Source organism: Pseudoalteromonas sp. CO342X (genome assembly GCF_004208915.1).
Lineage (GTDB): Bacteria > Pseudomonadota > Gammaproteobacteria > Enterobacterales > Alteromonadaceae > Pseudoalteromonas > Pseudoalteromonas maricaloris.
This window is the reverse complement of sequence record NZ_SGPH01000016.1, coordinates 285592-311782: the sequence shown is the minus strand read 5'-3', so window position 1 is coordinate 311782 and position 26191 is coordinate 285592. Positions and strand designations below refer to the sequence as shown.

The 26191-nt window shown below is 42.5% G+C and carries 17 protein-coding genes; all 17 read right to left on the bottom strand.

Annotated features, from left to right (window positions below):
- Positions 1 to 6: 6 nt before the first annotated feature.
- Positions 7 to 3123 (bottom strand): efflux RND transporter permease subunit, encoded by a 3117-nt coding sequence (locus EXT47_RS08365; RefSeq protein ID WP_130126279.1) that lies wholly within the window; start codon positions 3121 to 3123, stop codon positions 7 to 9.
- 9 nt (positions 3124 to 3132) lie between these two features.
- Positions 3133 to 4173 (bottom strand): efflux RND transporter periplasmic adaptor subunit, encoded by a 1041-nt coding sequence (locus tag EXT47_RS08360; RefSeq protein WP_130126277.1) that lies wholly within the window; start codon positions 4171 to 4173, stop codon positions 3133 to 3135.
- Positions 4174 to 4451: 278 nt separating this feature from the next.
- Entirely contained in the window at positions 4452 to 6620 is a 2169-nt protein-coding gene (locus EXT47_RS08355; RefSeq protein WP_130126276.1) for a DUF6359 domain-containing protein, read from the bottom strand.
- A 70-nt stretch (positions 6621 to 6690) separates the two neighbouring features.
- Positions 6691 to 8730: a bifunctional 2',3'-cyclic-nucleotide 2'-phosphodiesterase/3'-nucleotidase gene (locus tag EXT47_RS08350; protein ID WP_039495823.1), complete on the bottom strand. Its 2040-nt coding sequence runs from the start codon at positions 8728 to 8730 to the stop codon at positions 6691 to 6693.
- A 319-nt stretch (positions 8731 to 9049) separates the two neighbouring features.
- On the bottom strand, positions 9050 to 11557 hold the full coding sequence (locus tag EXT47_RS08345) for a DUF5666 domain-containing protein (protein WP_130126275.1): 2508 nt from the start codon (positions 11555 to 11557) through the stop codon (positions 9050 to 9052).
- A gap of 217 nt (positions 11558 to 11774) precedes the next feature.
- Positions 11775 to 12743 (bottom strand): hypothetical protein, encoded by a 969-nt coding sequence (locus tag EXT47_RS08340; RefSeq protein ID WP_130126274.1) that lies wholly within the window; start codon positions 12741 to 12743, stop codon positions 11775 to 11777.
- A gap of 13 nt (positions 12744 to 12756) precedes the next feature.
- Positions 12757 to 13071 carry a hypothetical protein gene (locus EXT47_RS24050; RefSeq protein ID WP_226899078.1) on the bottom strand — a complete coding sequence of 105 codons (315 nt, stop codon included), beginning with the start codon at positions 13069 to 13071 and terminating at the stop codon, positions 12757 to 12759.
- A 308-nt stretch (positions 13072 to 13379) separates the two neighbouring features.
- Positions 13380 to 14333 carry a hypothetical protein gene (locus EXT47_RS08330; RefSeq protein ID WP_130126273.1) on the bottom strand — a complete coding sequence of 318 codons (954 nt, stop codon included), beginning with the start codon at positions 14331 to 14333 and terminating at the stop codon, positions 13380 to 13382.
- A 131-nt stretch (positions 14334 to 14464) separates the two neighbouring features.
- On the bottom strand, positions 14465 to 15424 hold the full coding sequence (locus EXT47_RS08325) for a hypothetical protein (RefSeq protein WP_130126272.1): 960 nt from the start codon (positions 15422 to 15424) through the stop codon (positions 14465 to 14467).
- A gap of 32 nt (positions 15425 to 15456) precedes the next feature.
- On the bottom strand, positions 15457 to 16383 hold the full coding sequence (locus tag EXT47_RS08320) for a hypothetical protein (RefSeq protein WP_130126271.1): 927 nt from the start codon (positions 16381 to 16383) through the stop codon (positions 15457 to 15459).
- Positions 16384 to 16430: 47 nt separating this feature from the next.
- The gene (locus EXT47_RS08315; protein ID WP_130126270.1) at positions 16431 to 19526 is read right to left on the bottom strand and encodes a hypothetical protein; all 3096 of its coding nucleotides are present in this window, start codon (positions 19524 to 19526) and stop codon (positions 16431 to 16433) included.
- 3 nt (positions 19527 to 19529) lie between these two features.
- Positions 19530 to 20609, bottom strand: coding sequence for a DUF4150 domain-containing protein (locus EXT47_RS08310; protein ID WP_130126269.1), 1080 nt, complete (start codon positions 20607 to 20609; stop codon positions 19530 to 19532).
- The gene (locus EXT47_RS08305; protein WP_130126268.1) at positions 20606 to 21508 is read right to left on the bottom strand and encodes a hypothetical protein; all 903 of its coding nucleotides are present in this window, start codon (positions 21506 to 21508) and stop codon (positions 20606 to 20608) included. The genes EXT47_RS08310 and EXT47_RS08305 overlap by 4 nt, the downstream gene beginning before the upstream one ends.
- On the bottom strand, positions 21498 to 22538 hold the full coding sequence (locus tag EXT47_RS08300; protein ID WP_226899080.1) for a DUF2169 domain-containing protein: 1041 nt from the start codon (positions 22536 to 22538) through the stop codon (positions 21498 to 21500). Before EXT47_RS08300 ends, EXT47_RS08305 begins: the two co-directional genes overlap by 11 nt.
- A complete protein-coding gene (locus EXT47_RS08295) occupies positions 22525 to 23676 on the bottom strand; it encodes a hypothetical protein (RefSeq protein WP_130126267.1) in 1152 nt (383 codons plus the stop codon). Before EXT47_RS08295 ends, EXT47_RS08300 begins: the two co-directional genes overlap by 14 nt.
- Positions 23677 to 23693: 17 nt before the next feature.
- Positions 23694 to 24116, bottom strand: coding sequence for a hypothetical protein (locus tag EXT47_RS08290; protein WP_130126266.1), 423 nt, complete (start codon positions 24114 to 24116; stop codon positions 23694 to 23696).
- Between the two features lie 16 nt (positions 24117 to 24132).
- On the bottom strand, positions 24133 to 26172 hold the full coding sequence (locus EXT47_RS08285; protein WP_130126265.1) for a type VI secretion system Vgr family protein: 2040 nt from the start codon (positions 26170 to 26172) through the stop codon (positions 24133 to 24135).
- Positions 26173 to 26191: the final 19 nt, after the last annotated feature.

Here is a 26191-nt window from a genome sequence, read left to right as displayed (position 1 = left end):
ATATGGTTAGAGTTTGCTTACAGAACTCTCTACCGGCCGTTTTAAAAAGCTGACTAATAGCGCGGGTAAAATGGTGAGTGTGACGATAGTTGCCATAGCAATACCACAAAGCACTATCATGCCAACGCCTCGATAGAGCTCAGATCCTTCTCCTGGAATAAACACCAATGGCGCAAGACCGCATAGGGTTGTCATCGTTGACATCACAATCGGTTTTAATCGCGTTTGTAGCGCGGAGATCACCGCCTCGTACACACTCATCGCGGTACTCTCAAGGTTTCTGCGGCTTTGATCAACAATCAAAATAGGATTATTAACCACAGTCCCTAACAAGATTAAAAAGCCAAGCATGGTTATCATGTCAAAAGGCTGGTGGAAAGTGCCTGTTATGCTACCAATGCCATTAATAGCAATTAGTCCAAGTAAGCCCCCTGCCATGCCAAGCGGCACTGTTGCCATAATAAATAGCGGATAGCCCCAATGCTTGAAGATTGCGACAAGTAATAAGTAACACAGCGCTAATGCGACGATAAAATTACTGCCCAGCGCTTCTTTGGTTTTGTCTAGTTGATCGGCAGCACCACCGATACTCACATTAACACCAGGCAGCAGATCGCCCTGCCTCTGAAGCTGCGGTAATAATTCTGTTCTTACTAATTCCTGCGCTTCCTCTAGGGCAACATTTCTTGGCGGGATAATATATACAGTTACGGTTCTACGACCATCAACTCGACGCAAACTATCACTGTCTGCTTTTTCTCGTAGATCGGCCAAAGCGCTCAGCGGGATCAGTCCAGCTTTGGTCACAACCGGAGATTGCGCTAATTGCGAGAGACTTTGCTGATTACCCGACTCAGAAAATAAAAAGACGTCTACTTTGTCATCGTCTAAGATCAACTCGTCAACATACGCGCCATCACTCAAGGCTGCGACCGTATAGCCGAGTTCGTCAGCACTCATACCCACTTCAGCCAACCGTTGCCATCTTGGTTGGATTTCTATTAGCGGTTGGTCGAGTGTCAGAGAAGATGGCGCAGAATCCACTTGTGGATTATCAAAGACTTCCCCCGCTAACCGATACACTGCATCTGCCGCGCGGTAGAGCGCCGTTTGATCTGTACCGCTAATATCCAAAGCGACTGCTCTTGAACCGCCATCATTACTTGAGATAATCGAGCCTCTAGAAGAAAATGCGCGCATTCCTGGGTAGCTTCTAAACTTGGTCGTGATTGCCTCCATCATTTCATCGATGTATTCACGGTTGTATGGTTCACTCAATAGCCAAATGCTGCCAACACCAACAGACATCGAATAATACTTTAAAGGTGGCAACGACGTTTTACCTGATACAAAATCGCTGTCATCGTTTTCCAAATGCTTGTTTAAATAAGGAAGTAGTTCATCACCAATTTTTTGCATATGGCTGAGGTTATAGCCCGGAGGCGCTATCATCATAGAGAACGCTTTTGGTTCCTCTCCCTCTGGCAAATATTCGGCTTTAGGCATAAATAACCACGCCCCACCGAGTAACAACACACTACCGAATACAATACACACTATGCGAGCACGTGGACTTGATAACATCGCCGGAATAAACGTTGGCAGTTTAGGCGTAGACAACATGCCACTGGAGATCTCCTTACAGGCAAAATTTGCATTTGCCGCAGGCACCACAAACAAGGCCACCAACATAGAAGCGATGATTGCAGCAGAAATCGCAATTGCGACGTCTGAATAAAGCTGCCCGGCTTCTTGCTGAATAAACAAAATAGGTGCGAATACCAACACTGTGGTCAGGGTTGAAGCAAGCACCGCAGGCCATACCTCTTGAACACCGGTAATAGCAGCTTGAAGTTTGTCGAGACCTCGGCGTCTGGCTTGCTCTATGTTCTCAAGTACAACAATGGTGTTATCAACCGTCATGCCAATGGCGAATGCAACGCCGGCGAGGGAAATCACGTTGATCGTTCTGTCAAATAGCAACAGACCCAAAAATGCCGCGATGGTACAAATTGGAACGCCCATCACACCAATAAAGGTAGAGCGTGGGCTCTTTAAAAACCAAAACATCACCAGAGTCGCAAGCACCGCACCTAGCGCTAAATTCGTCCAAACATTTTCAACTGATCCTTTAACGTAACGAACATCATCGCTCAATAGCGTCAGTTGTAGTCCATTATTTGCGAGCATGTCACGGTTGATGCGAGCCACTACCTCCATCATTTCTTCTTTAATGGCCATCACGTTAGAACCGCTTTCCCGTCTCACCGAGAGCATTAAGGCTCGCTCGCCATTGTTATAGGCAATATCGCGCACTTCATAATGATCAAGCTTTACCTGAGCGATGTCTTTAAGCTTAATTGTGGTGCCCTCACGGTGACTGACTACCAGCTCTTCTAGCGCTTTAGCTGACTCAAAGCGGCCGACCATACGCAGTAAATAACGCCGTTTCCCACTGTCTATATCGCCAGCAGAGGCATCTTGGTTACGACTGCGTATTGCATTTCTAACGTCAACTAAGCTAATTCCACGGCTCGCCAATTGTTCTTGATCTACCAAAATTTGTACTTGATAGAGTGCACCACCACGCACACCCACCTGAGATACTCCACTGACTCTTTCCATTTCTGGACGAATAAAGTCTTCGGCATAATCGCGAAGCATATCAATATCAAGATTGAGTGGATTTCCCGGTTGCGGCTTTAGATTAAAAAACATAAAGGCATTGCTCGAAAACGCGCTGCTATATAACACCGGCTGGTCAACGTTTTCAGGATAATTTGGTACTTGAGATAACGCGTTGCTCACGTTTATGAGCGCTTCGTTGACGTCGACACCAAATGGAAACTCAAGCTCTACCTCTGCCTCACCAGTATTGGCATAACTGGACATGCGAGTTAGATTCGCAAGTGAGCGAAGATACCTTTCTTGCTCTATCAGTATTTCTTTTTCAACATCTTGTGGCGTGGCACCGGGCCAATTGGTCACCACAGTGATGGTTCTTACTTCAAGATCTGGGATCATTTGCACCGGAATTTTAAACGCGGCAACAATACCCAATATCGAACAGATCAATACCGTGACTGCAACTAAAATGGCGTGATTTACACTGGCTCTTAACATCACCCGCTCCTATAAACCCGGTACAATGTTTAATGCCTGGCCTTCTTGCAATAACTCATTGCCTTCAACCACCACTTGTTGCCCTATCTCTAAGCCTGATAAAACTTCAATATGACCATTAATTCGCTCACCAATTTGAACGTTTAACCGCTTTGCTTGACCGTCAACGGCCACAAAGACACTGAACCCACCGTCGGGATGACGCAAAATCGCATCGCTAGGAATAATCACGCTGTGGTCTTGTACTCGAATTAGCGGCAGTTTTGCCGTAGCCGATGCGCCGACACGCAACTGCGCATCTGTTGGGATTGCCAATCTTAATAGAAACGAGCGACTGGTTTTGTCAACGATAGGAAGTTTTGCCAATACATGAGCTTGATGCAGCACGCTTGGCGCGCTTGCGACACTAAAATTAACGACACGGCCAAGGTTAATAAGCTGAAAGTATTCTTGTGGCACTTGCAAATCGAGCCACAAAACATCACTACTCACTAATTCAAACACCGTTTGTCCACGCGTCACCCACTCACCTAAATTAACCGTGCGCCTTGCTATCACCCCCGTAAAAGGCGCTTTTAATTGATGGCGGTTAACGAGCTCTCGCTGATAAGCTATCTTAGCTTGTGCTTCTAAAAGCGTGGCTTCTGATGCTTGTAACTTAGCCTCTCTGTCAGCAAGCTCAGTTTGCGCAAATAATTTTTGCTGCGACAGAGACTGTGCTTCTTTTACCAATCTTATCGCATTATTGCGATCGACCTTGGCGCGCTCAAGTGCTGCTTCTACGCTTTTCAGCTCAGCTTTTACTAAAGCGGCATCGAGACCCAGCAGTACAGCATTTGCTTCAACAATATCACCAGCTTCAGCTGAGATCTTAGTTATTACACCATCGGTTAAACTTGACACTTGTGCGTGTTGTGCTGCACTAATTGAGCCCGTTAAAGACAATGTTCGTTCAAGCTGTTGTTGCTTTACATCAGTGACCACAACATTGACCGCTGCAGCATAAAGGTTAAAGGATAAAAGAGAGAGTATTAAGCAAACGCATTTCATGTAGTTTGTTCCAAAGTTAAAAACACTATTCCTTTCAGTAAACACTATGCAATAGCACCTACTGATCTCGACTAAGCATTGCAGCTGGCGAGTTTATGTCACTATAACGCCGACACACTAACACAAATAAAAATCATTACCATCCAAACTAGGTAAATGACCTCAAAAGTGTAGTTTGTGAAATAATGAATGAACAAAGAATATACAGGAATAACGCTTAGAATAAAGTAGACATAAACGTCGCTATGCCTACTTTAAGGAGGGTCAATTACAATGATTTAATTTAACAATACAAGTGAAGTAACATTACGAACACCGGGATGACTCATATAGTCATTTTTAATCCCTTCAACTCTCAGTGATTTACCAATCAAGCTCGGGTTAAGCTTGGGACTAAATGCATCGCGCTGAGCTGATTCCAACTTAATATATAGCTTGTTGCCAGCAACTGTTGGGTCGCTTAATTCAAGCGCGTAGATATCGTTTACAGCAGCTGTGATTTTGCCACTGACTACCACTGCCGAGCCATTATTTAGCGCTAATACGTCAGCAACACTCATATCACTAGATGGCTCTGTCGTTGTACCAACGGTTTGTATCTCACTTACTTCTCGTATCCCCGGTGCACTCATATACGATGAGCGAACACCTTTGATAACTAAAGTAGAATCAAGAATGGATGGATTAAGCTGCGGACTAAATGCAGCACGCTGGTGACTTTCAAGTTTAACATTTATCGTATGAGTTGGATTTTGGCTGTCCTCAAGTACTAGAGCATAGATATCATTAAGTGCAGATTTAACGCGCCCAACAAGCTCAATTTCATTGCCCTCGGCAGTTGCAAGCGCCTGCTCAACCGACAATGCCACTGGTGCAATCTGAATATCGCTTACATAACGAATACCAGCCTCACCCATATAACTGTCTCGAGTACCAGTCACTATGACTGATTGACCAAGGATCTCAGGATTGAGTTGCGGGTTAAAGTCACTGCGCTGAGCAGATTCAAGCTTTACGTTGATACTTAACGATGCGTTGGCAGTATCTGTGAGTAATAGGCCATAGATACCGTTTACTTCGGCTGTCACTTTACCTAACACAGCAAATTTAGACCCAGCTGAAGCAGCAAGTGCCTGTGCTACAGAAATCGCGCCATCAGGTGTTGGCTCTGGATCGGGATTAGGATCTGGGTTGGTTTGCCCTGAACCATAAGGCGCATTGAAAGAGCTATTTTTATAGCTATCTGTATTCCATGCATCAAAACCCGATGCAGGCGTCCCCCATGGCTGACCATTGTTTGGATCAGACATTTCTTGCGGCGCCATTGGCACTGGTGTTACTTCACCGCTTGCATGACCGTTAGTACCATCAAAGTACTGATACGACTCAGGCGTTGCTAGCCAATTGATGATGTTGACCGAAAGTACAGCCGCATTACCACTGTCTGTCCAGCCAGGGTACGTCTTTTTACTATTGCCATTATCCTGACGCTTGTACTTAGGCGTAGCGTCTTCAATTGGGGAAGAATCACCAATAAATGCGGCTTTGCCTAACCCTGCTTTTGAGATAGCAACATACGGGCCTTCATTTCTACCACCAAAGTAAAGTCCATCATCTTTAGCATGACGCCATTTAGCCGGTGTATCTAAAGGTGAAAAATAAACCAAGCCTTTCGCTTTTTGTTCATCTACAATCGCAAGTGTCGCGCCTGCGGCCATCAATACAGGAGTAACTCCAAGTGTGATCCCTTCTGTTTTGCTCGCAGACTCAATACCACTTACGCCTTGTTTGTAATCCGCGGCATTAAAGCGAAAGCGGATCCCAAAGTTTTCTGCAAGCCATCCCATGTCTGCTGATTTTGGATTACGCCAGTCACCGTACTCACCACCTAGATTATACTTGGCCAGATCTGAGCGGTTATAGCCGTTAAAGACTTCAGTGGCATCCCACGTATTTAGATTACGATCCGCGTCATAATGATCTGCAATAAAAAATATCCCTTTTCCATCCGCAACAAACTGCAATAACGCCGCTTGCTCTGATTGAGTGAAAGGACGGTTAGTTTCTGCCAATACAAAAACATCTGCATCTTTAATCGCATCGTAGCTGATAACCGCTTCATTTTGATTGCTTTGAGAGGTACGGTCGTCAAAGAATCTAATCTTGCCGTCATTGTTTAAATCAACACCACGATATTCTTTTACGGTATATCCTTCATTAACTAATGCATCCGCAAAGTCTGAAAACGCACCGTCAATAACCCAATCAGCGTTTCCTTCAACGCCACCGTGTGACACATCAAATAATACTGTCTTACCATTGTTGTTTGTGCTTGGTGTTTTGACTGGAATGTGGTTATTCCAGTCATACGGCTGCGCTGCAAATACAGAGGTGGATATAGCTACAGCCAAAACTACGCTGCAAAGCTTGAAGTTTACTTGTTTCATTCGTCAAATCCCGTTGAAAATTATAAAAAGAAGCAATAAAAAAGCCGCCAAAATATGGCGGCGTAGTGTATTAGTTCAGCGGTTGTGTTAAATCCAGCTGATAAAGTGCAAAACCTCTTTCGTCGGTTTTGCCGGTAGGTAGAATATGATTAAATTGCTGACTGTAAGTTTCAGCATCCGCACTGGTTGAGCTAAAGAATTCAATATTGGCGCCAACTACAGGTGCAAACGACCAGTTCATATCGGCGGACGGATCAAGTCCTGCAGCACCATTTTGGTCGCTAACAAAAGTAATATAGTCAGCAACGACCTGACGGTTCTCATTTGGCGAGTCGACAACGATTTTATCTCCCTTAATATTTGGGAAATTACCGCCACCAGATGCACGATAGTTATTCGTTGCAACCAAGAATACTTGGTCGTCCTTCACCAACTCACCTTGATACTTCAATGCCTTAATGCGGTTACCGTTTGACACCTTTTCACCGTTTGCCGCGTAGCGTGCAGGCTCAGTGACATCAATTTGATACGTCACACCATCTAGTACATCATAGTTATATGAAGGAAAGTCTGGATTGATCAGCGCTTGAACGCCTTCAGTATTTGGTGTGATTTGATTGAACTGTCCCGCAGACATTTCAAGCCATTCGCGCACTTCGCTGCCCTTGAGCTTCAACACCTTAAGTACGTTCGGGTAAATGTACATATCCGCAACGTTACGATAGGCGATATCACCTGCAGGTATTGCGGTAAAGTCATCAGGCCCGCCACGCCCTGCTCTGAAAGGCGCACCCGCAGACAGAATAGGTAATCCATCAAGCTCAGTACCTTGCACGATTTTTGCTGTATACCATGCTTGTGCGTCAGTCACGATTTGGATTGAGGGATCGTCATTCACTAACGCAAAATAGCTGTTCACTGTGTTGGTAATTTTAGCAAAAGGCTCATTCACCCATGCGCGAGTTTCAGCATGCTCACGATGTACCGCTGCTTCAATTGCCGCATCGCTTTCTACCAAAGATACGGTGTTACGATTTTCATCCGTTTCATAGATAGCTTTCAGCGTCGACTGTGAGTCAACCACCACCCATTTACCTGATTTAAATTGGATATCTAGGTCAATTACACCAAGATGATTGCCCCAAAAACCAGGCATTACAGCCGCAACGCCATTGATTGTGCCTTTATCATTATCAACACCATGTGCCGCTAAGTCTGCATAGCCCGAACCTGGGAAGTTTGCATGCGCGTGACCAAACATAATGGCGTCTATATCATCCACCTTGGACAAAGCATAAGATGCATTTTCAGCCATTGGCTTATCGGCAGACACGTCTAGGCCTGAGTGCGGAATAGCAACGACAATATCCGCGCCTTCAGCTTTCATCTTAGGTACGTAGTGTTTTGCCATTTTTACGATGTCTTTGGCGATCACTTTGCCTTCAAGATTGGCCTTATCCCATTGCATGATTTGCGGTGGAACAAAACCTATAAAGCCGACTTTAATCACCTGAAGCTTGTCATTCTCGTCAAAGAATTGCTTTTCTTGAATTAGGTAAGGCTTAAATAACGGCACATCATTTGTTTCATCTTCGTCACCATCAACCTTAAATACGTTTGCACTAATATAGGGAAAATTCGCATCGTCGATTGCTTCGTCTAAAAACGCTAAGCCAAAGTTAAACTCATGATTACCAATATTCGCGACATCGTACTCTAGTGTGTTCATGGCCTTATAAACAGGATGAACTTCTCCCTCTTTGAGGTTTTTGATTTTCGCCATATAGTCGCCAAGTGGACTACCTTGGATCAAATCGCCATTATCTACCAGCATGGAGTTTTTAACTTGGCTTCTCGCTTGATGGATTAACGCCGCAGTTTTCACTAGACCCACTTTGTCATCTTGCTTATCTGAAAAGTAGTTGTAGTTCAATACATTTGCATGCAAATCTGTGGTTTCTAGTAAACGCAAAGACACCGCAGTGCCCTCTTTTGGAATATCAGGTCCTTTCGGCACGTTTATATCAACATTGTTATCTGAATCTGAGCAACCAGTCATAATGCTTGTGGCACCGCACAGTAGTGCGATTGGAAGTAGTTTTGTTTTCATAAGTCCTTTCTTTACTTTGTTTGCATACCCGTGCGCATGCTTTTAGTTATTTCAGTAATACCAATTCACGTCTCTTCTTATTCCACTTCATAGAAACTGAACCAAGAAGAACAGCGAGTCAGGATAAACCGTTGCGTTTTGCGTGGCGGGTGTCACTATACGAGGGAAAAAAGTCAAGAAAGCTAAGCTTTTATGGCAGTTAAGTGCTAGAAATATGACGGTACTAAGTCAGGAGAAGTGAATTAACTTTAAAGTGATAAATATACAAAAAAGCCTCCATATTGGAGGCTTTAATTGCTTGCTTAACATTTAGTAATACTTAGTCTTCGAACTCTACTTTTTCTGCTTGAATATAAGTTTCACCATCCTCGGTTACTAAATAGCCCTCCACTTCAACGTTTTTACCCGTTGCAATATCAGACTGACTACCATCTTCAAACTGAGTTTGCTCAGACACTTTAATTTTTTGGCCTAGCACATAAAACATGGTTGCTGAATCAACTTGCGTGATTAACCCTTCAACTTCTACGTACTTTATTGCTTGAAACTTCAGCTCTTTAGCAACCACTTTCACGCCATCTGTGGTGTATCCTTCTACTTCCACTTCTAAACCATTATCTAGTTTTTCAAAATTACCATGCTTAAACTCTGTGTTTGCGGTAACTTGAACACGCTGCGCGCCGAGATTGAACTGATAATCAAACGGAGAGTCCTTAACTAAGTCTTCGATAACCCCCGCAATCTCTACTTCTTCGGCATCGTCATCATCAAATTCAACTTTCTTAGCCAATAGTACGTTATCTTGGGTTAACACCCCTTCGACTTCAACAGAGACGCCATTAGCTAAGTTTTCACTGCTGCCATCTTTAAACTCAGTATTGTTATCCGTGGTAATTGAAATGCCATTCACCATAAACTCAGACGCTGAGACGAAGTTAGTGACGTCACCTTCAACTTCAAGCTCAATGCCGTCTTCAGATTCGATTTCAATTTTAAGCGCAAAAACTGAGCCGTCAGCACGCTGAATCGCTTTGACTTCAACGAAGTCGTCATTAACAAATATGCCGTTTTTAAACTCGGTGTTTTCATCAAAAAACACGGTTTTACCATTGAGGCTAAAAGTTGCATCGACAGGGTTAAAGTCCGAAACTTTACCTGATAATTCAAAAGTTCGGTCATCAAAGTCGTCGTCTTTGTCGTCAACCTCAACTTTCGTGGCGATAAGTGCACCACCTTGGATAACATAGTCAACTTCCGCGATATCACCTGCCGCCACTTTTTCAAAAAATACCGTTAGATCAACATCACTCTCAAGCTCAAGTTCGGTTGCTCCATTGATAGCAAAGACCAGTTTACCAACAGTGATTGTCTGCTCAGCTGCATTCACAGCAGTAACTTTTCCTTCAACTTCATGCTCTTGCTGATCATTAAAATCACTCGCAGAGATGCGCTCTAAGTCTCTCACGACATAAGCACCTTCAAAGCCAAAAGCTTCAATTTCAACGACATCGCCAATATTAAGCTTCTCGAGTTTTAACTCTTTGTCCTCAGCATCTGACTCATCTTCAAATTGGGTATAGTTATCTACAAAATAACTGCTTCCAAATACCGTTAGTGTTTGTGCTTCAAGATCAATTGCGTCAATGACACCGGTTAATTCGATTTCAGAGTGCTTATCAAAGCGTACTTTTTTGGCGATTAAACCTTCTTCAGTTGCAACTGCAAGCACAAATACACGCATACCGACTTGTAAGTCGTCATCGTCGCCTTTCTTATAGTCAGTCTCATCGCTCAATGTAAAAGTATGGCCGCCAATTGCAAAAGCATCGTCATTGACTTGTGTTACTATTCCTTCGAATTTGGCCACCGCTCCCGAAGGCGCTGAATTGGCGCTTTCAACCTCGACGCTATCCGCAAGTAAAACGCCCTCTACAGGTAAGTTTGAAGCTTCTACTTCTACTATTGCATCATTTTCTATTGTGCCTTCAACCGCTGTTGCTTGACTGTAGTCAACAATAAGCGCGCCTAATTTAAATGTCTTGGCATCGAGGTTTAGTTCAGAAACCTTGCCTTCAACCTCAAACTCGCCATTTTGTTCTTCAACATCAATACGGGTAGCGATGTATTGACCCTGCCCTTGATGCAGCGCACTGATCTCAACAAAGTCTCCCGTATTTAACTCAGTAAATGCGATAGTGAGCTTTGTGCGCTTATCGACACCAAATTCTTGACCTAAAACGGTAATTGTTTGATTTGCATAGTCTACTGCGGTCACTACACCTTTAGCGGTTGCGTCGTAGGTAATAGAGTCTGCAACCGCAAAGCCACCATCTGCTCCTTGTTTACCTTGTAAGTCAACCTGCATACCAACTTTAAGGTTTGCTTGTTGCTCTGGTGTTGTTTCATAACGTACACCATTAACATACACACTGCCGAATCCCGTTACCGTTCCCTCTGCATTGACTGATGTCCGGTAGGTGATGATGATTGTTTCTTCTTCATTGCTGCTTAAATCAACGGTGATTGATTCTTCATTGGGTTGATACAGTGCCTGATTTACAGAACGAGAGGTAGCTGTTAGCTTATATTCACCCGTAGCAAGCGCATTGAGTGTAGTGGTAGTAGAAATATCTTCGCTATAGCTTGATGGACCTGTTAGCGTTAGATCTGCCTCGGCACCTGCGGGTAAGCCCTGTACAATGACTTTTATTGAACCTTTGGCTCCGGTGTTATCGCCAGGTTGTGGATCGTCATCACTACCGCCCCCACATGCGACCAGAAGGCTACTTGATGCCAATAATGATGGTAATAACCATTTTCTATCCATTACATAATCTCCTAAATTTTTGGCTCATTTAGTACATGCAGCTGCTTTGCCACAAAAACTTAACATGCACTCTAGACGGCCAAAAATGAATACCCGCTTTATTACTGGTACCTTGGTATCCACCTAATTGGAGACTGATATTAAATTGGATTGCTTGTTGAAATAGCTATCATACTGAGACCAGCGTATCTACAGATAAAAGTTTTTAGAATTCGTATCACCACACTTCCATGCGATTTACTTGGCAGTCATCTGCATCAAAGTACTTTTTCATCACCTCGGGAAATGGGCCATTGCCGTGAGCATTCCTATTCTTTTTAAACGTATACTCCATAGCACTGTGATAGTACTCGTCAATTGGTTGAGTAATATCCATAAACCTATTCATTTGTGACCAATCGTGAGCATCGCCGCCCCCTGCAATACCAATACGATTTCCAAACCAATAGTGCTCGGGGTATTTTCTACAACTTAAGTAACCCGTTTGCATCGATGCGCTACCTCGCATATTTTTTACTTCTGGACCAACAACATACTCTAGGTCTTCTATGGGGATATAAAATGGCTTTCTGAATAAGGTGTTTGGCGTTCTTACCAATCCAGTATGGCGGTTAAACTCAATTGCATCCACAATACGAATTGCATTCCCTAATTTGTACATTATTAAAGGGAATGCAGTCAGTAGAAACAGCCCCAACCATGAATGCAAAGCTGGCATACTGTCGTCTGTCATACTTACCCCTAACAGACAAATCCCAATAATAGGGCCTAATACCAACCCATGCAGCCTAATAGACCATAATCCCGGTGAGCGCGGTACGGAAACAACCCTACCATCGCATTGGCTAGGGTAACTTACGCCACTAAAGTCGTCTCTCGGCGCAAATGCGTCTTTACAGGGTTTTGCGTCTTTAAACTTACAATCGTTTAATTCTTCCGCCTTGGCAAGCCGTTCCTTATAGCTTAAGTTATGAAGATGATCTTTTGGTAGTTCTTCATAAAAAACACCACTTCGGCGATAACCTGTTTCTCTATCTATATACGCATCAATTTTTGCGAAGTCTTCTTTTTCTTCTTCTTTTTCTTCTTCGGTAGCTTCTTCACGGTACTTTCTGTTTCTTTCTTTAGCCCTCTCAATTAAATAAATATTCCGCTCTTCTTGAGTCATCTCTTCAATCTTTTTCATACTTCGTTTCCTTCTATCTAATTGGCGGCCTTTCAGGAAATCTGAACTTTTGATTTAATCTGGATAGTTCTTTTATGTATCTAACCCCTTTCGCAATCAAATAACCATCGTCTTTTTTGGTCACCACCGTTGGTAAAGAGTACAATTCAGTAGCGCTCTCGATCACTTTTTTACCTTTACCATTGGGGTAGCTTTCTACTTCTATGATTAACTCAATAGAGCTACCAACTTCTAGGTTTGATAGTTCACAGAGTTTTCCTTCAGTGAACTCAAAGTAATAACCGGTTCGATTAGGATATAGCTTCCAACCACTGCTAAGCTTGGCCAACTGATGATGATTTATCTCCTGTATTTTGTCATCACCTTCTTTTGACCAATAAAAATGAGCAGGAAGCCTCCTAACTCATTGGTTGGAGACATACTAACCTACACTTTAAAAACACTAAAAAATCTTTGAATATTTATCGTAGGCGAATACAACATACTATAAAAATCGATTGATGCATTTTTCATTTTATATTTCCATGTTGATGACCGGAGCGCAGACTAAATCAATCTAGGTTTGTATGAGGCTATATACGCTAGCGTTGCAAACGTCCCATAAAAGCATCAAAAGTTAAAAGCTATCCACAACACCTATTCCGGATAGCAAAATACTAGCTGTAACATTATCATGGTGAACATACCTCTTGGCTTGGGTGGCCGTTTGGGATCAGGGGTCCATACTTCCCACGGTTTTGTAATTTCTGGTTGAACTTTGCCCTCAGACCAGTCAAACTTTAAAGCCTCTTGAAATATTTGCTCTTCAATTTCTCTTTGCTGTTCAAGGCTGAATTGTGTCCAAAATCTATTCGGGCGTTTATTTTTTTCATCTAATTTGGCAGTCAAAGGGTCAAGTTCTCGAAATAGCTCAAACTCAGGTGAGTCAGGTAGTGGTTTACTTATATCCATGTACCTCACGATATATTCCCACATTAGATAATTATTAATGGGCATTGATGTATTATCCAAACCTAAAGGCAACGTCATCTTTGCATTTGGGAACGATTCTAAGTTATGATGACTTAACTCTAAAACACTTACCATAGAGCCTACGGAGCCAACATTTTGCTTTTGTTTGCAAACAATATCCTCCCAATTAAAGCTTAAATTAGCACCTGAAGGAATATCTTTTTCACCATCAATTTTCCACGCAAAGCTTACCGTTTGTTCTACACGATTTAAACACACACCTTTTTTGGGTTTAAAAGACTTTAAATACCCTAACAAGTTAACAAAAAATATTGAATAAATCGGGAGTACTATTAACGCCGGCCAATAAAAATCATCTCCCATAAATAAATACGCGATAAGTTTCCCAAAAAGTGCAAACCACATTAACGCAGATACAAAGCAAGGGAGTGCAAAAATATAAAATGACCAATCTTGCGGAGCATGAATGAAAATAAAACGATTTTTCCTGTCTTCTTCTTTCCTTTTCATGAACATTATATAGAAGGCTAAACCAAATCTTTCTCTAGACAACCCCCCATAAAAGTTTTCAGCGTTAAAACATCGATTAAAATAGCATGCCCTAGTTAGTACTTTCAATTTCGCCCCTAGCTTTCATATTCTTTATAATTAACAGGAAGTTTAAATCCACCCCTTCTTATAAATGGCGTCGCGAATTCAACATCCAAAATATCACCATCGAGGGTAAAGCTAAGAATGTCCTTGGAGTTTTACTCAGGATAGCAAAATACTAGCTGTAACATTATCATGGTGAACATACCTCTTGGCTTGGGTGGCCGTTTGGGGTCAGGAGTCCATACTTCCCACGGTTTTGTAATTTCTGGTTGAACTTTGCCCTCAGACCAGTCAAATTTTATAGCTTCCTGAAATATTTGCTCTTCAATTTCTCTTTGTTGTTCAAGGCTGAATTGTGTCCAAAAGCCTTTTGGTCGACCATTGCTTTCATCAAAAGACTTAGTGATTGGATCCAGTTCTCGATACAGCTCGTATTCCGGTGTATCGGGTAAAGGTTTATCTTGCTCCATGTGCCTAACAATCGACTCCCATTCCAAAAAACATTGCACAGGCTTCGATGTATCACCAGAGGCATTTATTGTAAGTTTTGCATTAGGGTAAAGATCTAAATTTTTATGTCTAATTTCAATAAACCCTTTCATAATACCTAAAACAGCAAATTCATTTTTAGTGTGACACTCAATGTCTTCCCAATTGAATGTTGGATTACCGAACATATCAAATTCTTCAGCGTTTTTTACTTTCCATGTAAAGCTGACTTTTTTCTCTAAACGATCAAAATAAGCTCCTTTAAACTTTACACGATCATATGTCAAACCTAAAACATTAACAGTTATAAAAGAGTAGATTGGAATTATCAGTAGAATCGGCCAGTAGAAACTTCCGTCAGTAAAAATAACAACAAGAAGGTTTATTAGAAGCAAAACCCAAATAGAAAAGGAAATACCGCATGGTAAATAAAATAGAAAAAAGGTTGTGCTACTAGGCTTTTCTTCATAAAAGTAGCGTTCATTAGTATTTAAATACACATCCGTTTTTGGAGTGTAGAACCTTCTATAAATTGCCAAGCCGTGCCTATTTTTACTTAGCCCACCTTTAAAGCTATTTTCACGAAAAAATCGATTAAAAAAGCTATTTTTCTGAAGTGTATTCACTATTTTCCTCCCTGAAAAAGCTGTAGCAACTGTTATGGTAACCCTGTTAGAATCTGTATTAACGCGACTTTTATAAAGCTTTGCTTTTTATTGACCTGCTCTTGAGTCAGATCTGGTTTCCACTTTAACCAAGGCTTTACAATTTCCTCACGTTCAGGGCCGTAAGTGAAGTTAAAATCTGCAGCGTCTTCTTCATAAAGTCGTTTTAATCGACTCTGCTCTCCCAGACTAAACCCAGCCCAAAAAAGCTTTGGTCGATTGTTTTGCTTATCAAACTCCCTCGTCAAATCATCTTTGCTTCTACCGAGCTCATAAATAGGGATATCTGGTAATGGTTTAGTATAATCCATATGTCGGATAATCAATTCCCACCTTAAATGACAGTACATAGCTGAATTTTGTATTCCCACAACATCCATACGAAGGTTTACCTTTGGGTATTTATCGCGTTCTTTATGCACTAAACGGACAAAGAAACGTGGAACCCCCATATCGCCAATTTGCTCAAAAATTTCCGCTTCTATATCCAGCCATGGAAAACACTGATTGCCAAACTCATCCAGCTCGTCTGAGCCAACATCAAAACTAAAACTAACGGTTTGTTTAACTCTATCGAAGTAGGCGTATTTATGCCCCAACATTCTTAAAAAGTACGGATAAATATTTAGAAAAAAAAGTGAAAGAGCTACGTTAAAAAAAAAGCGCCCAGCAAATAGATCAATTAGCTCTTTACTAGTAATTTCGTCCGTAAAAAAATACAACACAACATTAAATAATAAGAGAAACCATAGGGCACCGCATAAACCTAGAGGTAAAAACATCAAAAACCGTTTAAATCCCCCTTCATCTAACACTAAGTGAAACCGCCACGTTTCCCGCTGTATGGTTTGGAAACTCTCTCCATCCGTTTCAATGTCAAATAAGGCCAACCCTTTTTTTCTCCCCCCCATAAAGTGCAATATATTGTACTCTTCGAAAAAACCATTGTAACGTGTACTTCTCACTTTCAATAACCTCCTCCGGTCTCATAACTTTCATAATCTACAGGGAGAGTAATGTAATCATCTAAAATCAACTTAGGACTTATACTAATGCTAGTTACATCATCTGGAATCTTGAAATAGAAGTCACCTGAAAGGTGCTCATTTTCTTTAGAAAAAGTAGGATTATAATCTTGAGTCCCATAAACCCATGTTCCTTTATGTTTATTAAGTGTCACTTTATGTCGATACTCATAACTAACAACTAGGCTCAAGTCAGATAGCCCAACCTCAAACCTTGGTGTTAACACCTTTACCAAATAAGCATTGTCACCTAAGCTGGAAATTGAGAGTTTCGGCTCAAAAAGTATAGAGTTAATATAATTATAATACTTTTCATGGTTTGTAAAAGCAGGGAGGTTTTCACTACCCTTTGAGAATGGACCATTTTTAGCCCAGATTTCTAACTTTGACTCAATTAATGACTCAGCTATTATAGTAGTTAGTATACTCCCAACAAGTAAAGCCCAACCTACCGGCCCCATTGTGGCAGCAAATATACCATATATCGCCGAAAAAAATGTCACACCAGAAGCTATTAACATTGTCGTACCCGCTACCGTATCATTTCTCTCAATCAGCTTCAAAGCGTCTTTTAATAATATATCAGCTCCTACAAATCCGACGATTCCACTAAAAAGTCTGAGTTTCGTGTATAACAATCTAAAACGCCAAAGTTTAGCAGTATGTTCCACTTCTTTAACTTGTTTAATAGCATTGAAAAGTGAAACCGACGCCGCTATTTGTGCTCCAATTATTGCGATGTTCTTCTCATACTCATATATATCTCCTTTGCCTTCAAAATTCTTTTTATAATCAGAATAAGCAAGATAGGTACTGTAAGAAACTAACATAAAAACAATATGGGCAACGGATTTATTTATAAGCTGAGCACCTAAGTTTGCTTTTGTAGAGGATATTCCATTAATGGAATAGTCTCCGCCTAATTCTTGTGCCACATTAAAAGCAAATCCACCTTTATAAAGTGACGTTTTTGGCATGGTAAGCGCACTTTTACCCCTGAGCACGGAGTCTTGAACCTCCTTAATATCTGAAACCCTCAGTGCTAAAGCTATAATAACCTCTTTGGTCTTTTTTAACATTTCAGCATTGTGAGGTTTGTTTCCAGGTCCTTTAATTTTTAGCTTTAATGCACCAGCAACAACCTTAAGATCTCTTTTTGCTATATTTGCTTGCTTTCCGTTACTTGCCTGCCTAAGTATCCGCTGAAAAGGTTTTTTTGCCTCACCCGTGACAAGCTTCTGCAAAACAGGCAAATCAACGAATTCTTTAGTAATTGCGACTCTATCGTTTGGTATAGCTCCTAAAGAGTGAATCTCTAGCTCATCAAACCAACTTGGAGACCTCGCTTTTATCGTTGCACCAACAATATGTAATAGTCTTTCACTAGGTGGGATCTTCTCAAACTTCAGTACAGCTAACTGTTGCTGAAGTGCAACATACTCTTGTACACCCTTTAGTGAAATATCAACCCCTCCTTTAGCAATATTAAAAATGGATCCTCCCATATTGATGTGCTGATTACCTTGGATATCACTTTTAAACTTTTTCGGTGTGAATTCGCCAAGCTCAGAGGAAATCAACTCTTCGTCATAAATGGAACTCTTGAGCATATCTCCGTAAGCATCTGGGTGAGCACAAAATAGAACATTAAAAAAGCTACTCTCATTGTCAAAATGTTGCCATACAAACTCTAGTGCTTTACTTTGTTGAAGCTGTAGGTCTTTTCTGATTCGTGTTAACTCTTTTTTATTTACCATTGAATCAATGTATAAAGGTATAGAATCATCTGGCATAGTTAATAGTAAAAAATGTTCGGATGTGAGTCCTAGTCCATCATCAAATGCCGATTGTTCGAGTGTACTAAAGTCAATTAGTACAGATTTTTGGGTCGGCGGGCTCGCAATATTATTTCTAGAACAGAGATTAGAAAGTGGAGTGTTCTGAGCCTCAACTTTTCTATTGTAGATATCATACAAGTTATTTCTAGCATCAATTATTGACTGCAATTCGTTAACAACTTCTTGTGGTTTTTCGCCTAGAAGATATTGCTCTAACTTATCCTCAGATACTAAGGCAGCTGCCTTTCTGAGCACTTTAGAAGTACTATCATTTTGCTCATATAAGTTTGTTGCGAGTCTGTTTCTCATTTTTGTGTAATCAATTTCATAGAGTGACTCATCAAAAAGGAGCTTATGAGCAATTAATGCTGACTTTTGAAACCCATTTTTAGACAGCTCAGTTTGTCTATTTCTCAGGCTATGTAATGCAGCCTCTCCTTCTAAATAATATTTCTGCGCTATCCCCAAAACGTCATGCAAATAAATACAGGGTTCACCGTCTTCATTAGCCTTTAGGTTTTCAATACTGTCCCAATTGGGGGCTGATGAAAAATCGATGGTTTGCATCCGCTCGCTACGATAGGTCGAGGCTTTACCTTCGTCTGGGCATTTTGACGTCATCGGCTTTTTATCAAAGCGGCTGTCACCTGGCTTCATATCTCCAAGCGCGCTGATGTAATCCCACGACCATTGCACGCGTGAAAAGGCAACTTGATAAGTCATGGTTTCAACTGAAGTTGAGTCTGAGAATAGGCCCTTTGCGCGAATTGGTAGTGTGAGTCTTGGCATGTGCGTGCCGTTGTTGGGCCTGAAGCTTTGACCGTGATATTCGCGAAGGTCAACTTCACTGAGCATGCCACCTGAAATGGCAGCTATTTCTCGCCACAAATAACCATTAACAAAAAAGTAGTAGTAACCAACCGGCTCATCTTCTTGAAATTCTTTTTGATCTTTAAACATGGGCACGTATTCTGGTGCCTTTGCTTTATTAATATCAAGCGACGCTTCTGAGAATACACGTAACTCTACCGTCTCTACAAAAGGAATTTGGTCATCCGATTTTGGTGATGACGCTCGTTGAACTTCAGCAAAACCAAGTGGCACTGTACAATCTTTGCCATTTAATCCTTGAAGTTGCAATTCCAGAGTACAAGGTGCTTGCTCGTCGTTGAGTTCCGTATTAAAAATATGTGCGCCCATGCTTTATTGCCCTCCCTGTTCTAGTTTTTTTTGTTGTTTATTTGCGCCTTGCTTTATCACGAAATTTCCCTGTGAAATAAGACTACGGCTGCTTTGGTTATTTAGACCAAATGCGCTCTGGATTGGGTCTTGTTCTGTAACCGTTGCATCTCTTTTTGCCACTGATAGTGAGCTAGGAGTAGCACCGCCCGGTTGGTTAAGGGGAGAAGGCGGCGTATTTTTACTGTTAGAGATCATAAAATCTCCTTGGCGAACGGCGGGTTTTCCTTCGATATACACATCAAAAGAGCCGAGAATAAATTCGGCTTTGCCTTTTATAGTGCCGCTGGCGATGCCTTTTTTTCTGCCGGGCTGATCGCCTGTGCTTTTTGAAAAGTTACTTTTTATATTGGCTGCAGGGTTGCCATTAATTTTTACCGAGCTAGCGGTACTTGCCGCGTCTTTGGATTTGGCCATATTACAGTAAGGTATCGGCACCACTACTTTGCCAATTTGAGTCCAGCAAACATCTATGGTCGTGAGCGCGCCACCGCTATCTTTGTGTACTGCGGTGCGACCATTAATTAATACGTTTTGGCCGCTCACGATGCCTACCTGCTGCGCTTCGCTATCTGCATCTTTTTCAATTTGTTCCTCAGTGCCAGCTTGCCATCCTATTTTGCGCTCAACCAAATCTAAAAATGCCCGAGGGTTGTCAATGGGCATGTGCATATCCATGCCAGTTTCTGGCTCTTGATGAGGTAAAATTGGCTCGTTTTTTTCGTCGTTCCACTTAGGCGGTGGGACAATATAGTCACTGGCAAACTCGGTTATCATTTCACCCAGCATCATATCGCCATATTTAGCGCGCTCAATCTCGTCTATAAATGCGTTTTCACCGCTGGCTTTGTCAGGAAATACGGCTATCCCATTTACACAGCCAATGGCACCATTATTTTTCGCTGCGATAGTAAGCTTTAACAATGCAGGATTATTATGTCGCCACGACACACTCCCGCCTACTCTCAACGTCGCAGACATTGCATCTTGATCGTACTGAATTGAATCTGGCTCTTTTCCCTTTACTGCTGCGATAAAGCTCATAACACACTCCTTGTTACTGAGATTAATTGTGGTTTTTCTTGCTCTGTGATCAGCCACACTCTTTCAATGTGGCTATTTAACGGGTTGTGTAAATAACTGCTGGCAACCGCAAGCCCCATTGCATTATGGCCAGCGCCAATATAACCAATGGTATTTGCCGTGTTATTTAGCTCTATTAACGCGTCGTGTTCTTGGTACAAGGCGCGGCTGGCATTGAGCCATTCTCTTTGCCACTGCTCACTGAGTAAGCGGGTCGAAATATAAGGCTCGTTTATCTCTGCGTGCAGCTCTTTTAATAGCTCACCTAAGTCGCCCTGATATGCTTTAATTTGGCATGCATTTTTATTTGCACTTGTACCAAGCAGTACGCAACCGCCTTCACTTAATACAACACCTTCAGGACCGCCAACAACTTGTAGTTTGCCTACCCAGTTTGGCTTTGACGCTTCATCATAACCAACGCAACTATCTACAAATACATAGAGGCTATTTGGCGAGAGCGAATCAATATCAAGTGTTTGATGCAACTGAATATCGTCAACGTTCAGCTCAAGGTGGCCACAAAGCGCCCTCACATCAGACAGCTCTATATATGGCTCTTCTGCTTTTGTGTTGGCAGTAACCAGATTAATGGTGCCATCCCACGTGTTGGCACTGCCATCAAGCCGTTGTTTTGTCTGATTTAATAAAGATTCTAAAATGGCTAAACAGCGGTCTTTACGTCGTGTGACCGAGATTTCTTCAATTTGTGCGCGCAAGTATGGGGCATCGAGGCTTATATCATATCTAACAATGGCTTTGCTTGGTGTGCAAAAGCGCATGTTATTTGCGACTGCGGTATATAAAGCACTGGGATGGTTACCGGCGGGAGTTTCTAGCGCGATTAATTCAAACTGCATGTGCCACTCCTTGCGCTTGCGCCTCTTCTACTAAGAACGCACTGTTACTGCCTGTTTGGCTCTTTTTTACCCTTCCTCGCCATATTAATGAAAACTGCTGTGTTTGCGAGTCAATTACCAGCGTATCACACTGCATATCAATAGGCGTGGCGTCTGGGCCATTAACCAAACGACAGCGAGGTACGATTCTGGGCAACGTTAGCTTTAGGCTTTGTCCATAAGGTAAATCTGGTGTCAAGCCCATCATTTCAATCCACCAGCCATCACTAAACGGGTTTGGAGTTTGTTGGTCTTGCGGCGCGACTTGATAATGCGCAGCGGGGACTACTTCTTTAAATGGAAACTTACCCGCGAGGGCTTGGGATTCGTCAACCTCTGGGAGTTTGTCACCCCTTGGCGACCAAAATGGTGGGATCGCTGCAAAGCTTGCTACCGCAGTGTCGTGACTCGGCTTTTTTAATACCTGATTAGCATACTCCACTTGTGGCAATGGCTGGCCTTTCGCTTCTTTATTTTTGAGCTTATAGCCACGACCAAGAGGGTTTTGGGTCGAAACTTGTTCTTCATCCGACGGACTTGTGCCGCCATAGGCAAGTTGGTAATTTAATACACAGGACGATAATACTAGTGGATCGCTCGCCACGGGCCCGAATAGCGATCGCTTCCACACACGCTCACCAGTAACTCGCAGTAATTTATCAACAAAGACCTTATCGTCACAGCCAAGTTTGAGTCCTACTTCTATCACTCGCGCTTGCTTGTCGGTTGGTGGAAAACAGGTCAATTCACCATATACTTCAAAACCGGTTTTATAAGGCTGAACTTCGCTAACGGCGGTTAGGCTGGCTTCAAGCCCTTCACCGTCAAAGTCATCAGCAAGTACAACAGGCGCTCCAGTTGGATCGGGATATACATTACCCTTTACGTCGTATTCAAAGTTCTGCTTCACAGCGATGACTACGATAGGATCTTTGTCCTCATCCCAAGCCTCAACCGTGCTACTTTGCCACTCGGATTCATTCACTAGCATGGTTCAACTCCTGTTTCACTGATTGCCACTGAAGATAAGCCATCGGCATGTAAAAAAGCGCAGCGCCAAGTGCATGCGAGGAAATTTTGGAAAGCTTGCGCTGTATAGCAAGGCCAGCCAATCCCTGTTGTAACCAAGCCGCTGGCTCAGAGACTTTACGCCCTGCGAGTTGATGTTGGGTATTTGCTGTTATTAAAGCTTGGCGTTCGTATTCTGCTTGCTTAAAACTGGGCAGTTTTTGCGATTTTTGAGATTGAATACCAGTTTTCGCATCACTTATTGCGAATTCTTCAGGCAATTCGAGATCGGTGATTTGTTTCCACGCCTCGTAAGCCGGACGAGCGGTACTGGGGACTTCGAGTAACTTAACTAGATTTTGTAACGAACGGGTATGAGAAAAGTACGGAAACACTTCTGCAATGTAGCTTGGATTATGCTGGCAATAAAGTAAGCATGGTTCATCCCATTTTGGTTCGTCGAGTAAGCCTGCCAGCTGCAATAGTTTTGCTTTTAGCGCGGCATCATCGGTCATCGCAAACCGCTTCACTAAGTGCTCTGAAAGTTGCTCTGTATTACACAGCCACATATTCACCAATGCCGTGTAGGCAATTTCAGGGTTGCTATGTTCAAGTGCGGCCATGAGTTGGTGGCGCGACAAGTTAGCCGTACTAAATGCTAAATAGATAAGGCTCGTAGGCCAATTTTCATCTGTTGATAAAATTCGCTGCCTGAGTGCATCACCTAAATCAATGCGCCATGCTGACAAGTTATGAATGAGCAGCTCAGCAAGCGCAGGTTCGCTGTTAATCGCCGTGATGATTTCACTAGCTTGATCTTCAAGTGCTCTTGTCCCAAAGAGATGGTTAATGAGTAACAACAGCTGAGGTGAGTCAATCTCTTGGGTTAACGTAAATACATCGTCAATCGACCCGTGCGCGATACAATCTAGTTGAGAGCGATTTATCCAGTGTTCTTCGTCCGTCTCAGCTAAGGTATACACATGATTTAATAGTTGTTTTTCAAGGGCATGTAAACGCCCAGTCTCAACTACTTGGCGCGCATTAAACTTTTGATAATGACGCCAAAGCGACTTAAGTTGTTGACGGTGAACGGCCAATTTGGTTGCAGCTAAAAACATAGTCACACCATATCAGCTTAATTTAATCGAATTGGCCAGCCTTGGAGGCTGAGATCTTGCTCAATATCGGCGTTTAACAGTTTACCTTCAAGCTGTATCTCACCATTGCCGTTAATGGCAATGCTGCCATTTTTGGTTTTGACACAGACTTTTTGCTCGCCATTTAACACCACAGTGCCGTTGTTATTTGTCACCGACGCTGCCGGAAAGTCTTGCGGTGCAGCTAAGCGACCAATAACGACAGGTATTGCCACGCTATGTAACAACACTTCATCGTCAATACTTACGCGTGTCACACTGTCTAATTGACCTTTAACCTTCATTTCTACATTAGATTCGTCACACTTTACTCGTAACACTTTGCCTAATTTATCAATGGCAGATACTCGCCATACGATGTTACTCAACGATGGTGGAAATTGTATGACATTGGTTTTCATAGACTTTGCTCCCTGCTTAGTTATGGCTAATTGCTGAGCCAGACACTGAAATGTTGCTGGCGCTTAAGTTCAAGTTGTTCGCATCAATGGTAATATTACCTGCCGCATCAATTTCTATTTTGCCGCCGCCTTGAGAAAGCTGAATTGAGCCGCTACCTTGGCCAACGATTGAAATGTTTCTATCGGCATTGATGGTGAAGTTACCATTTTGCGCCGCAAGCTCAACATTACCGTCAACACTGAAGTAACTGATGTCTTGCGCGGCCTCAAGATTAATGGATTGCTGCGCTTCAAATTGAATATTGCTGTCAGCAGACTGAATTTTAATGTCGGTGTCTGCAGTGAGTTGAATCGCCTCTTTGGCATTGATCTCAATATTGGACTCAATACTTTGGATATACACCGCATCTTCTGCGCGAATGCTTATTTCTTTGTCGGCTTGTGCCACAATATTCGTTTGTGATTGCAGCGTCATCGCTTCTTTCGATTTAATATCGATGTAACCTTTTTTGGTTTCAAGCTTGATAAATTCGCTGCCTTCTGTGGCATTAAATTCGAGCATATTTTCTTGCGCTTTGGTGAACAGTTGGATTTTCTCTTCGCCTTGCTTGTCATCCATCAACAAAGTGTTTTCTGCCTTCGTCACCAATTTATTTTCAGTAGCATTCTCTGCAGTCACCGGGCTTAGTGCTTCATCGTTAAATAGCGCACCGAGAATAATAGGCCTGTCTAAGTCACCATTTTCGCCCGCCACCATAACCTCGGTTCCTTTGTTTAAAGGAAAGTGCATGCCGTGCCCACCAGGCCCACCATAGTGCTGCATAAGTCGAGTCGGTTTACTCTCTTCTCCTTCACCATCTTGGTTAAATGGCAGCTTGACTTTATAGCGCCCTTTGTCATCCACTTCTTGCTCAATCGTGGCGTTAAACGATGCAAAAACCTTTTTGCGCTTAATAACAGGCGCTTTAAACTGCACATCAATTGGGATAATCGTCGCTTGGTTTTTATAGGTTAAGCCTTTTACCTTGGAACCGTATTCAACACTACCGCCTTGGCAGCCTTTATGAGCAACAGACACCACTAAGTAACGACCGCTGTAATTAAGGTGATCGGTTATGGTTAAAGCGACACCCGGACGAAGCGCCCGACAGTCGGTATCGATAACAAAAAGGTTTCTCTGACAATCAATGCTTTGCTGGTGCACTTTGGTAAGTGCATCGCCATCTCCTTCAGTCATGAAGTTTTCAGCGAATATACTGTCTTCACCAAAGCCGCCAACCTCTGATTGATTATTGCTATTTACAGACAGTGCGCAGCCTTTTTCATAGTCTTCGTCATACAGCCTAAATCCGCTATTTAGTAAACTCGCTTTTTTAGAAAAGGCAAAGACAGACTCGCTCGGTCTTACCTGTCCGGTGGGTGACGCATAAGGCAAAGTGATCTCTTCCATCTCTGAAGAAAAATCACTGCTGCTGGCAAATACCGACAGGTTGGCTTGGCTACCGGTTGATTCTGTGCTGCCGTAAACAAAACCGTAGCGGCGCATTAGACGCGTTACAAAGTCAAAATCACTTTCATCATACTGTACTGTCATAGCAAGGGTTGGCGATGATCCCTTCAGTTGCAATTTTCCTGACGGGAACCCAGCCTTATCTAACACGCTTTTAACGATGGCATCCGCCGACATGTCGGTAAAAACGCGATTAGATCGTTGATGCTTGAGCAACACCAAAAGTGATTGAAAAGATAAGGTATACACGTAGCCTTGATGACTGCGACCATGGCAAACATATTCGGTAATGATTCCCGAAACCGTTCTGTCAGACATGGCCCACGTAATGGAAAATGTAACATCTTTACCAATCACCAGATCAGGCTCAATTAGTTCCTCACTTAACACCTCAATATCGAAGCGATAGTCACTACATAAGCTGTCATTCTGTGATTCAAAACTCAATACTTTAAATAAACTCCCAGACAACCCCGCAATTTCAATTGCAAAGTGACTCTCGTTTGCCTTAGGCAGTTTATCGGCAAGTGATGCGAACATTTCCATTTTTGTCTCCTTACTCGTA

Excerpts from the sequence above, each read along its gene's own strand:
- EXT47_RS08350 (WP_039495823.1), bottom strand. The coding sequence starts at position 8,730 with ATGAAAACAAAACTACTTCCAATCGCACTACTGTGCGGTGCCACAAGC.
- EXT47_RS08360 (WP_130126277.1), bottom strand. The coding sequence starts at position 4,173 with ATGAAATGCGTTTGCTTAATACTCTCTCTTTTATCCTTTAACCTTTAT.
- EXT47_RS08345 (WP_130126275.1), bottom strand. The coding sequence starts at position 11,557 with ATGGATAGAAAATGGTTATTACCATCATTATTGGCATCAAGTAGCCTT.
- EXT47_RS08310 (WP_130126269.1), bottom strand. The coding sequence starts at position 20,609 with ATGAGCTTTATCGCAGCAGTAAAGGGAAAAGAGCCAGATTCAATTCAG.
- EXT47_RS08290 (WP_130126266.1), bottom strand. The coding sequence starts at position 24,116 with ATGAAAACCAATGTCATACAATTTCCACCATCGTTGAGTAACATCGTA.
- EXT47_RS08315 (WP_130126270.1), bottom strand. The coding sequence starts at position 19,526 with ATGGGCGCACATATTTTTAATACGGAACTCAACGACGAGCAAGCACCT.
- EXT47_RS08355 (WP_130126276.1), bottom strand. The coding sequence starts at position 6,620 with ATGAAACAAGTAAACTTCAAGCTTTGCAGCGTAGTTTTGGCTGTAGCT.
- EXT47_RS08285 (WP_130126265.1), bottom strand. The coding sequence starts at position 26,172 with ATGGAAATGTTCGCATCACTTGCCGATAAACTGCCTAAGGCAAACGAG.
- EXT47_RS08300 (WP_226899080.1), bottom strand. The coding sequence starts at position 22,538 with ATGCTAGTGAATGAATCCGAGTGGCAAAGTAGCACGGTTGAGGCTTGG.
- EXT47_RS08365 (WP_130126279.1), bottom strand. The coding sequence starts at position 3,123 with ATGTTAAGAGCCAGTGTAAATCACGCCATTTTAGTTGCAGTCACGGTA.
- EXT47_RS08295 (WP_130126267.1), bottom strand. The coding sequence starts at position 23,676 with ATGTTTTTAGCTGCAACCAAATTGGCCGTTCACCGTCAACAACTTAAG.
- EXT47_RS08340 (WP_130126274.1), bottom strand. The coding sequence starts at position 12,743 with ATGAAAAAGATTGAAGAGATGACTCAAGAAGAGCGGAATATTTATTTA.
- EXT47_RS08305 (WP_130126268.1), bottom strand. The coding sequence starts at position 21,508 with ATGCAGTTTGAATTAATCGCGCTAGAAACTCCCGCCGGTAACCATCCC.